9 protein-coding genes and 1 pseudogene are annotated in these 12,545 nt (G+C 72.6%); 2 read left to right on the forward strand and 8 right to left on the reverse strand.

Features of this window, described 5'->3' with window-relative positions; all coding sequences use genetic code 11:
- Positions 1-2,103 precede the first annotated feature (2,103 nt).
- Positions 2,104-2,793 (forward strand): annotated as a pseudogene (locus tag ACIRG9_RS23570) (hypothetical protein); the annotation flags it as partial.
- A gap of 48 nt (positions 2,794-2,841) precedes the next feature.
- On the opposite strand, the gene ACIRG9_RS23575 reads toward ACIRG9_RS23570, so the two are convergent.
- Together ACIRG9_RS23575 and ACIRG9_RS23580 are read right to left on the reverse strand one after the other, a co-directional pair.
- The gene (locus ACIRG9_RS23575; RefSeq protein WP_402859692.1) at positions 2,842-3,840 is read right to left on the reverse strand and encodes a D-alanine--D-alanine ligase; all 999 of its coding nucleotides are present in this window, start codon (positions 3,838-3,840) and stop codon (positions 2,842-2,844) included.
- Between the two features lie 7 nt (positions 3,841-3,847).
- On the reverse strand, positions 3,848-5,161 hold the full coding sequence (locus ACIRG9_RS23580; protein ID WP_402859695.1) for a PLP-dependent aminotransferase family protein: 1,314 nt from the start codon (positions 5,159-5,161) through the stop codon (positions 3,848-3,850).
- Positions 5,162-5,451: 290 nt separating this feature from the next.
- Here ACIRG9_RS23580 and ACIRG9_RS23585 point away from each other — a divergent pair, with 290 nt between their 5' ends.
- Entirely contained in the window at positions 5,452-6,120 is a 669-nt protein-coding gene (locus ACIRG9_RS23585) for a GNAT family N-acetyltransferase (RefSeq protein WP_402859698.1), read from the forward strand.
- A gap of 126 nt (positions 6,121-6,246) precedes the next feature.
- Here ACIRG9_RS23585 and ACIRG9_RS23590 read toward each other — a convergent pair whose 3' ends face one another.
- The 6 genes from ACIRG9_RS23590 to ACIRG9_RS23615 form a co-directional block, all read right to left on the reverse strand.
- Positions 6,247-7,428, reverse strand: coding sequence for an N-acetylmuramoyl-L-alanine amidase (locus tag ACIRG9_RS23590; RefSeq protein WP_402859701.1), 1,182 nt, complete (start codon positions 7,426-7,428; stop codon positions 6,247-6,249).
- 199 nt (positions 7,429-7,627) lie between these two features.
- On the reverse strand, positions 7,628-7,951 hold the full coding sequence (trxA, locus tag ACIRG9_RS23595) for a thioredoxin (RefSeq protein ID WP_402859704.1): 324 nt from the start codon (positions 7,949-7,951) through the stop codon (positions 7,628-7,630).
- A gap of 35 nt (positions 7,952-7,986) precedes the next feature.
- Positions 7,987-8,940 (reverse strand): thioredoxin-disulfide reductase, encoded by a 954-nt coding sequence (gene trxB / locus ACIRG9_RS23600; RefSeq protein ID WP_402859707.1) that lies wholly within the window; start codon positions 8,938-8,940, stop codon positions 7,987-7,989.
- Between the two features lie 194 nt (positions 8,941-9,134).
- On the reverse strand, positions 9,135-10,112 hold the full coding sequence (locus ACIRG9_RS23605) for a hypothetical protein (protein WP_402859710.1): 978 nt from the start codon (positions 10,110-10,112) through the stop codon (positions 9,135-9,137).
- Complete coding sequence (sigM, locus tag ACIRG9_RS23610) at positions 10,109-10,843, reverse strand: RNA polymerase sigma factor SigM (RefSeq protein WP_402859713.1); 735 nt, start codon at positions 10,841-10,843, stop codon at positions 10,109-10,111. The genes ACIRG9_RS23605 and sigM overlap by 4 nt, the downstream gene beginning before the upstream one ends.
- A gap of 40 nt (positions 10,844-10,883) precedes the next feature.
- Entirely contained in the window at positions 10,884-12,506 is a 1,623-nt protein-coding gene (locus ACIRG9_RS23615) for a protein kinase family protein (RefSeq protein ID WP_402859716.1), read from the reverse strand.
- Positions 12,507-12,545: the final 39 nt, after the last annotated feature.

The raw sequence follows: 12,545 nt of genomic DNA on the forward strand, positions 1-12,545 counted from the left end.
GCCCACGGCAGGCGGGTCCCAACTGGCCGACCGTTTGCCCGTGTCCGCCGCCGACCGGACTCAGGCACTGGCGGCCGACGTGTGATGGGCGGGCGGCTCTGGGGCGGCCGTCGCTTCGACTGCGGTTCGGACGCAGACACCCGACATGGTGCTTGGCGGCGAGCACGGCAGCGGCCGAGGATCCATCCGACCCGGTTGCCGGGGCAGTTGGCGCCGACGCACCACGCCAACCCGGGCGGCGAACGATGGCGCCCGGGACGGCGCACCAGGCCACCGGGGCGGCGGACGATGGCATCGGGACGGCGCACCATGCCAGCGGGGCAGCGGACGACGGCGGTTGAGCGGCGGTCGGCAACTGTCCCCGAGGAGGGGGTCGTCGATAGGCGTCTGCGACGTTCGGCCGCCTTGAGTAGGTCGACCGTTTCCCGTGAAACGGTGTCGGTGGGCAACTGGGCGTCCTGGTTTCACGTGAAACCCGGTCGGTCAAGCGGTGCGAGCGCTGGCCCTGCCGTTGCCGCCGAACGTTGGGCGCAGGTTCCGGCGGACCACCCGGAGGCCGAGTAACCGTGGCTGCATCGGCGGGCTCGTCGTCGAGCGCCCAGATGCGGCACTCAGCACCCCCAAGTGCGGTGCGCGGTCCAGCCGAAGCCGTGCGCCCCGGGCGGCCCGCGCCGAGCCGTTTGCAGCCCCACCACCTCGATACCTTCTTTCCGGCGTCCTACAGCTGCTGCGAGGCGACCAGGTGCCCGGGCCCGACAGCAACAGCACGGCGCACTCCGGACCGGCACCGGGGTGCGCGCCACCACCGCGAACCGCGCCCCGGGCCGGCGAACCGCGCCCCGGGCCGGCGAACTACGCCCCGGGCCGGCGAACCGCGCCCCGGGCCGGCGAACTACGCCCCGGGCCGGCGAACTACGCCCCGGGCCGGCGAACTACGCCCCGGGCCGGCGAACTACGCCCCGGGCCGGCGAACCACGGTGCCCGGGCCGGCGGAGGGACGGTGCCCGGGACAGCGCACCACCCCGGGTCGGCGGAGGACGGCGTGCGGGACAGCGCACCACGCCCGGATCGCCGGAGGATCGCGTCCGGGGCGGAGCCCGCGCCCCGGACGGTGGACCAGGTCGGCACCCAAAGCCCGGGGCGGCAGATGACAGCAGCCGGGAGGGCAGCGGGCCACATCCGGTTGGTGGGCCCGGGTGCACCATGGCCCGGAGCGGCGGACGAAGGCACCGGGACCCGCGCACGACGCCCGGGACGGCGCACCACCATCACGGCGTGCCAGCCGGACTCGATCGACCCGTCCTCGACCGGGCGTTCAACGTGAGCGGCCGGCTCGTTTCACGTGAAACAGGCGGTCGGTTGTCGACGTCGACGGTGGGTGCCGGCGACAGAGGCGAGGGCGCCGGTTCAGTAATGCGTTCCGCCCCCGGTCCACGCCGTCTCTCACGCTTGCCGCGTTTCCCGCCGGCCCTCCCGCCGGCCGGCATAAGGGCCAACCCGGCAGCACCCCGTCAGGACCGCGCCCTCACAGCCGGCCTCGCCGTTGCCGAACCCGACCCTGCCGTCCACCCGGCTCGGCCCGGCTGGCCGTCCGCCAGGCCCGTCCACCGACCGAACTCGTCCTCGGTCGCCGGCACATCCCGTCTACCTGGCCTCGGCCTCACCCGGCTCGCGGTGATTAAGGAGTTTGCGTCGCGGAGTAGCGATTCCCTGACGCAAACTCCTTGATCAACCAGGTGGGCGGGCGGTGGGGCGGGGTGAGCGGGTGGTGGGCGGGGTGGGTGGCCCGGCGGCAGGAAAGTGGGTTGGAGGCCGGTGCCGATCGCCGGTTCGATCGTTAAGAGAGAAGGGCTCACAACCGGTGGAGAACATCGGCTCCGTACCCGGCTCGGTTATCCACAGCGGTTTTCCACAGGGCGGCCATGTTTCACGTGAAACGGAGCCGTGAAACCTGTACTGACCTGTGTATGACGCGGTGCGCCGCCAATCTCGGCAGCCTGTGGATAACGTGGTGGATAACCCTGGCAGTGACCGGGAAGGGGCTCTCGGTGTACGACGATTCGGGTAGGGACAGGGATCGACAACTGGGCTAGGGTCAGCGTCGTGCAGGACACGCCTCCCTCAGCTCCGGACTTCACTCAATGGCCATCCTTCCCCTTCGAGGGCGACCTTCGGGTCAAGCAGCTCGACGATCCGGTCCCGGTCGAACCGCCCCGGCGGGGCGAGGGCAACCGGGAATGCACCGCCTGCAGCGCCCCGGACGAGGCATACATCTGGGTCGGTGAGCGGTGGCGGGTACGCACGATGGACCGGCCCACCGGCCTGCCGATGGTGCTGATCCTGGAGTCCCGCTCGCACCTCGATCTCGGTGATCTGCCGAACCTGCTCGCGGCCGAGCTGGGCGTGATGACCGTCCGCCTGGAACGCGCCATCCGCTCGCTGGACGGCGTCGCCCGGGTGCATGTCAACCGCTGGGGCGACGGCTCGGCGCACCTGCACATGTGGTTCCTGGCGCGGCCGTACGGGCGGCTGCAACTGCGGGGCACGTTCCTGTCCCTGTGGGACTCGATCCTGCCCCCGATCTCCGAGGCGCAGTGGCGGGAGAACCTGGCCCTGGTCGCCGCGTGGCTGGCCGAGTTCGGCGGCCGTCCGCTCGCGGAGCCGCCCCGGATCCAGTGGCAGGCGCCGTCGAGCCTCTCCGCGCCGTCCGAGGCGGCGGAAGCGGAGACCACCGACGAGGAGACGGTCTCGGTGATCGAGGCCGCCGAGGAGATTCCGGAACCGTCGGGTGACCCGACGACGGAGCAGCGGCCGGGCTGAGGAAACCGGAGCGGAGAGGTTCTATCGGCGGCGGGCGGCGGCTCGGCGGACCAGTGCGCCGAGCACCCGCCCGAAGTCCAGCCCGGCCGCCTGGACGGCCAGCGGCAACAGCGAGGTCTCGGTCATCCCCGGGGAGACGTTGACCTCCAGTACGTGCGGTTGTCCGGCCGCGTCGACGATCAGGTCGACCCGGGAGAGGTCGCGCAGGCCGAGTGCGCCGTGCGCGGCGAGGGCCACCTCGGCCACCCGCTCGGTCGTCTCCTGGTCCAGTCGAGCGGGCGCGTGCCAGGTGGTCCGGCCGGCGGTGTACCGGGCGGCGTAGTCGTACACGCCGTTGCGGGGCACGATCTCGACCGGGGGCAGGGCCTGCGGACCCTCGCCCAGGTCGATCACCGAGACCGCCACGTCCATGCCCGGCACGTAGCGTTCCACGAGCGCCGTCTGGTCGTACGCGAAACAGCCGACCATCGCGGCCGGCAGCGACCCGGCCTCCCGGACCACCGCGGCGCCCAGCCCGGAGCCGCCCTGGGCCGGCTTGACCATCAACGGCAGGCCGAGCCGGTCGACGATCCGGTCCAGCACGGCCACCGCACCCAGCTCGGAGAACCGGTCGTGCGGCAGGGCCACCCAGTCGGGCGTGGGGATACCGGCCTCCCGCAGCACCGCCTTCGCGGACGGCTTGTCCCAGGCGAGCCGGGAGGTGCGGGCGTCACAGCCGACGTAGGGCACGTCGCAGAGATCGAGCACCCCGCGCAGCGAGCCGTCCTCGCCGGTGGCGCCGTGTAGGGCGATCACCACGGCGTCCGGCGGGTCGGCGGCCAGGGCGGGCAGCAACGCCACGTCCGCGTCCCGCAGCTCGGCCTCCACGCCGACCGCCCGCAGCGCGTCGAGCACCCGCCGGCCGGACCGGAGCGAGACGTCCCGCTCGTACGAGAGGCCGCCGGCGAGCACCAGCACGTGCAGCTCGTCAATGCCGGCGAGGTCGGTCACGAAGGTCTGGGTGGCAGGGCTGACGGCCATGCGGGAATCATGCCAAGTCGGGACCGGGCGCGTCGGAGCCACCCTGCCGGCGCCGCGGCCCCGAGCCGCCGACCGCGCCGAAGACCTTGCGCATGGCGATCTCCTGCCCCATCACACCGGCCAGCCGGCGGACGCCCTCCCGGATCCGCTCCGGCGGGGGGAAGGAGAAGTTGAGCCGCATGTTCCCGACCCCGGTACCGTCGGCGTAGAAGCCGGTGCCCGGGACGTACGCGACCCGGGCGGTGATGGCGCGGGGCATCATCGCCTTGGCGTCCAGGCCGTCGGGCAGGGTCGCCCAGACGAACAGGCCGCCGGCCGGGGTGGTCCAGGTGGTGCCGGCCGGCATCAGGTCCGCCAGCGCGTCGAGCATGGCGTCGCGGCGCTCCCGGTAGACCTCCCGGTAGACCTTGAGCTGCTCCCGCCACGGCATGGTGCCGAGGTACGTCGCGACGGCGGCCTGCGCGTACCCGCTGGGACAGAGGATCTGCGCCTCGCTGGCGATGACCAGCTTGTCGCGCACGGCGTGCGGGGCGAGGATCCATCCCACCCGCAGGCCGGGCGCGAAGGTCTTGGAGAAGGTGCTCAGGTAGAAGACGCCGTCGCGCCGGCGGGCCCGCAGCGGTGCGGGTGCCTCCCCCTCGAAGCCCAACTGGCCGTACGGGTCGTCCTCGACCACCAGCAGGCCGGCCCGCTCGCAGATGTCGAGCACCCGTTCGCGCCGTTCCTCGCTGAGCGTCACGCCGGTCGGGTTCTGGTACGTCGGGATGGTGTAGAGGAACTTGACCCGCCGGCCGGTGCGGGCCAGGTCGGCGATGGCCGCCTCCAGCGCCTCCGGGATCAGCCCCTGGTCGTCCATCGGCACGTGCGCCACCTGGGCCTGGGCGGCCTGGAACACCCCGAGCGCGCCGACGTACGTCGGGCCCTCGGCGAGCACCACGTCGCCCGGATCCAGGAAGAGCCGGGCCACCAGGTCGAGCGCCTGCTGGCCGCCGACGGTGACCACCACGTCCTCCGGCGAGGCGCCGCACGAGGCGTCGATCCCCGAGAGGGCCATCACCTCGCAGATCCGCTCGCGCAGCTCCAGGGTGCCCTGCCCGATGCCGTACTGGAGGGTGGTGACGCCGTGCTCGCTGCCGAGCCGGCCGAGCATCTCGCCGACCGCGTCGAGCGGCAGCGCCGCGATGTACGGGGCACCGCCGGCGAGCGAGACCACCTCGGGCCGGCTGGCCACCGCGAAGAGTGCCCGGATCTCGGAGGCCGTCATCCCCCGGACTCGACGGGCGTACCGGTCGGTGTAGTCGTCGAGCGTCGTGCCGGTCATGACATCACCTCGATCGGGTGTCGGCGGGGCTGCCCGGTGTGGTACCCGCAATGCCGGCAACCATGGCGGCGCGGGACGCCGTTGGTCGATGGTAATCCGTGCTGGCCAGAGTCCGCGTCCACCGTGTGGTGAACGTCCACATCCCGGACCTCACCGGCACGGGTGGGCGTTCGTGCGTCCTCTCCCGTACGGTCGGCTGGGAGCGTACGATCGCTCGTCGGGGGCAGGGTAGGCGGCGCCGTGAAACACCGCGCCGATTTCGGCTCCGAGCCTATGGTGGGGATGCGCTGATGTCGCGACGTCTGGTCAGTCTGACCCTCGACACCCTCGAGGATCTGCCCCGCCGCTGCCGGCAATGCGTCTACTGGGAGCTCGATCCGGTCTCCGCCGAACGGGCCTGCGCCGCCGGTGATCCCGGGCTGGAGAAGGAGGCCTGGGTCTCCCAGACGCTGCTGGAGTGGGGCTCCTGCGGCAAACTCGCGTACGTCGACGGCATGCCCGCCGGTTTCGTCATGTACGCCCCGCCGGCGTACGTCCCGCGCTCGATGGCCTTTCCCACCTCGCCGGTCTCCGCGGACGCCGCGTTGTTGATGACCGCCAGCGTGGTGCCCGCCTTCGCCGGTGGCGGCCTGGGCCGGATGCTGGTCCAGGGGGTGGCCCGGGACCTCACCAAGCGCGGCATCAAGGCGATCGAGGCGTTCGGCGACGCGAAGTTCGGCGACGACGGGGAGGACGACCCCACCCGGGCCTGCCTCGCGCCGGCCGACTTCTTCCTCTCGGTGGGCTTCAAGACGGTCCGCCCGCATCCCCGCTACCCGCGCCTGCGGCTGGAGCTGCGTACCGCGCTGAGCTGGAAGTCCGACGTCGAGTACGCGCTGGAGAAGCTGCTCGGCTCGATGAGCCCGGAGACGTTGCTGCGCCCGGTACGCCCGGCCCCGGCCACCCGCGCCATGGGTTGAGCCGCACCGCACGCCACCGGCGCCCGCAGGGCGGCTCAGGCCGTCAACGGGCGGAACAGGCGGAGGCGGGACGGCGGAGACTGGGGAGCCGGCCCTTCGGCGGCCCGGCAGCCGTCGCCGGGTGGTTCACTCCGCCGCCGTCCGGCTCAGTCCGCCACCCTGCCCGGCGACGACGATCGCCCGTAGCGCGCTCACGTCGATCGAGCCGGTGGGGACGTCCCGCTCGATCGGGAAGTACATCCGCTGCACCGCGGCGACGATCGCCTCGACGATCCGGTCCCGGAAGCGAGGGTCGACCAGCCGGCCCCGGTCCTCCGGCGACGTCAGGTAGCCCACCTCGACCCGGACCGCCGGCATCTTCGTCAGCCGCAGCAGGTCCCATGCCTTGGCGTGGGTACGGCAGTCCCGCAGGCCGGTCCGGGCGACGATCTCCCGCTGTACCAGGCCGGCCAGCCGCTCACCGGTGGCGGAGGTGACGCCGTTGTTGGTGCCGTAGTGGTAGGTGGCCACCCCGTTGGCCGCCGGGTTGGCGTGTCCGTCGGTGTGCAGCGAGATGAAGACGTCCGCACCGAGGGAGTTGGCGAGCTGGGCGCGGTCGGCGTCCGGCAGGCAGGTCTGCGGTGACGGTCCGCGGGTGAGCTGCACCCGTACGCCGGCCGCGGCGAGCCGCCCCTCCAGCCGGCTGGCGAGGTCGTGCACGATGTCCGCCTCGGTCCAGCGCAGCGGGCCGTCGGGCACCACCTCACCGGGGTCGGTGCCGCCGTGTCCCGGGTCGATCACCACGGTCCGCCCGACCAGGGTGGGCCCGGCCTGGCGGATGGCGTCGGACTCGCGGAGCCACTGTGGGCGTCCACCGACCACCTTGCGGCCGAGGCGGCGCAGCGCGTTCATGGTGTGCGGGCCGCAGGCACCGTCCGGTTTCAGCCCCATCTCCCGCTGGAACTGCGCGACCGCCCGCGCGGTACGGATCCCGTAGGCGGCGTCGGCGCGGCCCACGTCGTACCCCATCTCCAGCAGACGCTCCTGGAGCGACCGGACGTCCTCGCCGATCAGCGGCTCGGGTACGGCGTGGTACAGCGTGCGGGCGCCGAGTCGCCAGCGGGCCGCGTCCAGCGCCCGCCAGGTCTCCGCGCCGACCCTGCCGTCCACGCTCAGCCCGCGGGACTGCTGGAACGCGCGGACCGCGCGTTCGGTTTCGGCGTCGAACTCGTCGTGTTGGCCGTCGGCGGGCAGCAGGTCGAGGCCGGTGAGCACGGTACGGATCTCGGCCACCGCGGGTCCCCGGTCACCGGGTCGGATGGGACGCACGACGACCCCCTCTGCACGGACACTGGCTGGCCGGAGACTCCGACGGAGGTGCTTCCCTCGCTGGGGACGCCTACGGAGCGTACCGTGCGGATCACCGGGGGGCCTTGGGTTCGTTCAGGTCAGCGGCGTCGTGGCCGGGAATGCGGGAACCCCCGCGCCCGGGTACGGGGGCGGGGGTTCCGCGTGGGTCAGGGTCGGCTCAGAGCGCCGACTCGATGAGCTTGACCAGTTCGCCCTTGGGCTTGGCGCCGGCGATGGACCGCACCGGCTCGCCGTTCTTGAAGACGGTGAGGGTGGGCACCGACATCACCCGGTAGGTCCGTGCGGTCTCGGGGTTCTCGTCGATGTTGACCTTGACGATGGTGACCTGGTCGCCCATCTCGCCCGCGATCTCCTCGAGCAGCGGCGAGACCTTGCGGCACGGCCCGCACCACTCCGCCCAGAAGTCCACCAGGACCGGCTTGTCGGACTTCAGCACGTCACTGGCGAAGCTCGCGTCGGTGACCGCCTTGGTTGCTCCCACTATGACCCCTCCTCCGGGTGTTTCTCTTAAATTCTTCAGCCCTGCAGTGTGGCGATGAAACGCTCGGCGTCCAGCGCGGCGGCGCAACCCGTACCGGCCGCGGTGATCGCCTGCCGGTAGGTGTGGTCAACCACGTCGCCGGCGGCGAAGACACCCGGGATGTCGGTCCGAGTGCTCGGCGCCTGCACCTTCACGTATCCCTCGTCGTCGAGCTCCACCTGCCCGCGGAACAGCTCACTACGCGGGTCGTGGCCGATCGCCACGAAGACGCCGGTGATGTCGAGCACCTTGCTCTCGCTGGTGTGCACGTTGCGGAGCCGAACGCCGCTGACCTTGCCGTCATCGCCGAGGATCTCCTCGACCACGGTGTTCCACTCGACCTTGATCTTGTCGTTGGCGAGCGCGCGCTCGGCCATGATCTTGCTGGCCCGGAACGAGTCGCGGCGGTGGATGATCGTCACCGACTCGGCGAACCGGGTGAGGAAGCTTGCCTCCTCCATTGCCGAGTCGCCGCCGCCCACCACCACGATGTGCTGGTTGCGGAAGAAGAATCCGTCGCAGGTGGCGCAGGACGACACGCCGTGGCCGAGGTATTCCTGCTCGCCGGGCACGCCCAACGGACGCCACGCGGAGCCGGTAGCGAGGATGACGGCCTTGGCCCGGTATTCGTTCGCGCCCACCCACACGGTGCTGACCGCGTCGGAGCCGACCTCGCCGGTGTCCTTGAGCTCGACCCGGGTCACGTCGTCGGTCAGGAACTCGGCCCCGAACCGCTCAGCCTGCTTGCGCATGTTGTCCATCAGCTCGGGGCCGAGGATGCCGTCCGCGAAGCCGGGGAAGTTCTCCACCTCGGTCGTGGTCATCAGCGCGCCACCGGACTGCGCGCCCTCGATGACGAGCGGATTGAGGTTGGCGCGTGCGGCGTAGACCGCCGCGGTGTAGCCGGCCGGCCCGGAGCCGATGATGATCAGGTTGCGGACCTCGTCCACTGCCGTCTCCCGATGTGTGTGTTCGCCATCCGCTCCGGCCGATGCGCTGCCGGGACGATGCCGATCCCGAGTGCCGACGGTTCAGTGGCGTCGGCGCCTGACTTGCAGAACGTCATCGTACGAAGTGGGGATTCCCGAGCCGGTCATCCGGTGGGTCACGTCACGCGGTGGGACACGCCCGGCGACCGGCGACCTCACCCTACCCGCGTACGGAAGCGGGTGTCCGCGTCGGTTCCGGGCGCCCCGCACTCCGGGCCGCTCACCCACGCCCAGCGTCCGCCACCCGCGTCGAGGAAGGTGACGACCAGCGCCGGACTTCCCTGGAACGACGCGTAGTCGACCAGCTCGACGGTGAGCGGCCCGCCCGCGTGCTCGGCGCTGATCGCGCTGAGGCAGCTCTCCAACGCCCCGGGACCGGTGAGCCGGTCCAGGTCCGACCCGGAGAACGCGGACATCGTCGACTCCCGCCCGGCGTCGGGGACGCCGAGGAGCGCGTGTGGGCTGCCGGAGAGCTGCTCCGGGGTGTAGTCGGTGCCGCTGTGCAGGGCCGGCCCGGAGGTCCGGAAGGGAGCGGCGGCCAGGGCCTGGCCGGCGGCCGGGCCGCTGTCGGCCGCCACGCTGGTGTCGCTGCGGCCCGCGCCGATCAGGCTGTTGACTCCGAACCCGACCGCGGTGACCGAGGCGGCCGCCAGGGCGACCGGGCCGGCGATCCGGACCCAGCGCCGGGAGCGTCGGCCCGGCCCGGTGCTGCCGCCCGACCCTTCGCCCGGCCGTTCCGCCCCACCGGCGCGTCGCCCGGTCGGCTGGGCCGGCACCGCGGTCGGTGTCCGCCCGGCACGCCGAGCCTCGCCGGGCCCGTGCCCTGAGGCAGCCAGCGGCGGCTCGACGGGTTCGCCGGCGCCGACCGGGGCCGGCCCGGCGCCGGCGAGCGCTGCCGCGATCCGGTCTGCCACCGCCACCGGCATCTCCGGCGCCGGGGCGGTCGCCCAGTCGGCCAGGTCGGCGTGGACCAGGTCCACCGCCCGGGCCAGCGCGCCGTACGCCTCACCCCAGGCCGGGTCCTCCTCGACCAGCCGGGCGATGGTCGCCTGCTCCGGGGTGTCGTCCAGCACCCCGCCGACGTAGTCGGCGAGCAGGTCGTGGTCGACCTCGCTGAACTCCCGGGAAGTCACGGCTCCTCCTGGCTGGCGTCCCGCCGGGACCACCCCGACGTCGATCCGACGCCCTCTGCCGGCCGGCGGTTCCCTCCGGTGACGCGGGGCACGTCCGTGACCTCCTCCGAGCCGGTACGCAGATGCCCGAGGAGCACGGCCAGCCGGGCCCGCCCCCGGGCGCAGCGGCTCTTGATCGTCCCCTCGGCCACGCCGAGGATCTTTGCCACCTCGGCCACCGGGTAGCCCTGCACGTCCACCAGGATCAGCGCCGCTCGCTGCTCGACCGGCAGCTCGGCGAGGGCCTGCCGGACCACCAGCGCGGTGTCGTGGTCACGGCTCGGGGCGATCGGCTCCACTCCGCCGGTGTGCCGGCCGGGCTCCCCGTCGGTGTGCACCCCGTCCGGCAGCGGCACCGTGGCGTGCGTCTGGCGCCGCCGCATCCGGTCCAGGCAGGCGTTCACCACGATCCGGTGCAGCCAGGTGGTCACCGCCGAGTCGCCGCGGAACCGGGCCGCCGCCCGGTGCGCGGACAGCAGCGCGTCCTGGAGCGCGTCGGCCGCCTCCTCGCGGTCGCCGAGGGTACGCAGCGCCACCGCCCAGAGCCGGTCCCGGTGTCGGTGGAACAGCTCGGTGAAGGCGTCCCGGTCGCCGGCGACGTGGGCCCGGAGCAGGTCGAGGTCGGACGCCCCGGCCGGGGGGTCGTCCCCGGTCGCCGGCCGGAGCGTACGCCCGCCGCGACCCACCGTCACCACGCCCAGGAGCGGCGGTGCGTCAGGCGCGGCGGGCGGCTCACGAGCCCGTGACCGTGATTTCCTGGACGCCGACCTTGTAGCCGGAGCCCGAGTCCTTCTGCGGCAGTTCGGTGATCCAGAAGAGCAGGTACTGGTATTTCTGCTCGGGGTCGAACGCGTCGAAAATCATCTTGGTGCCGTTGTGCTTCTCGTACGCCTGCCCGATCGGCGTCTTCTTGTAGCTCGCCACGAGGTTCTTGTCGCCGGCCGAGTTCGAGTCGAAGTCGTCCTTCGTGCCGGCGAAGAGCTGGGCGGTGACGCCGGTGGCGGAGAGGACGGCCTGCACCGTCTTGACGCTGTGCGGGGCACCCAGGTCGATCCAGATGCCCATGCCGCTCTTGAAGTGGCTGAAGTCGGCCGAGTTGTAGGTCTGGGTCTCCCAGCCCTTGTCCTCGTCGCCGTCCATCACCTTCTCGGCGTTGCGCACCTCGGCGCGGTCCCGGCTGTCCGGGTCGATGATCCGGACGTCCTGGATGTTGAGCTTCTGCGCCGGCGCGGCGGGTGGGGTCGACCCGTCCGTGGCGGGGGCACTGCTGGACGGGCCGGCCACCTGCTTGGTGTCCGTGCCCTTCTTGTCGTCGCCACTGAGCACGCTGATCCCGACGAGCAGCCCGACCAGGGCCACCGCCAGCAGCCCGGCGATGCCGAGGGCCACCTTGCGGCCACCGGCGGCGGCCAGCGGCGAGGGCACCTCACCGGCGTCGGCGGTGAACCGCAGCGGGCCGGCCGGCTCCAGGAACTGGTCTTCGGCGGGTACGTCCAGCCGGCTCAGCTCGGCCGACAGCACGTCCGACGACGGCGGGGCGATCTGCGTGTCGAGCAGGTCCATGGTGAGGTCGTCGAGGTACGCCGGCACGCCGGCGCGTACCTGGCGGGGCGCGGCGATCGCGCCGCCCGCGTCCCGGACCGCGTCCGGGATCGCGGCGCGGCCGTGCCCGGCGGTGGCGCCGTGCAGCGGGGCCTCGCCGTGCGGCCAGTACCCGGTCAGAGCGAAGTAGAGCACCCCGCCGATGGCCCGGACGTCGTTCTCCTGGCTGTCCTTGCCGTCGGTGCGCGCGTCGGCCAGCACGACCCGGCCGTCGTCGCTGATCATCACGGTGCCGGGGTGGACGTTGCCGTGCACCATGCCGGTGGCGTGCACCGCGGCGAGAGCACTCGCGACGGCGCTGCCGATGGCGGTTGCCCGCGCCGGATCGAGCGGCCCGTCGGCGGTGACCAGCTCACGCAGGGACTGGCCGTCCACCCACTCGCGGACGACGTACGCCCGGTCGGCCTCGTCGATCGCGTCGTAGACGCCGACCAGGTTGGGGTGGATCACCCGACTCGCCGCGACGGCGGCCTGAAGCATCTCGGTGGCGGAGTCGCCGCCCGGGTAGCGGAGGATCACGGCGACGGGACGGCGCAGCACGACGTCGACTCCGCGCCAGACCAGCCGGCCCGCGCTGTCGTTGTTGATGTGCTCTACCAGCTCGTACCGCTCGGCAAGGAGTTCACCGGCCGTGGGAGCACCGAAGGTCATGACCGGAGGGGCAGTCTCCTCCGCCTCCTGACCCTCGCCGACCTGGGTCACCCGTCCTCCCTCGGTGATCGTGTCGATCGATGGACCCGTGCTGCTGGGCATGTGGCTGTCCGCTCTGCCTTCGAAGGAACCGGCGGGCTG

Source organism: Micromonospora sp. NPDC093277 (genome assembly GCF_044765245.1).
Classification (GTDB): Bacteria; Actinomycetota; Actinomycetes; order Mycobacteriales; family Micromonosporaceae; genus Micromonospora.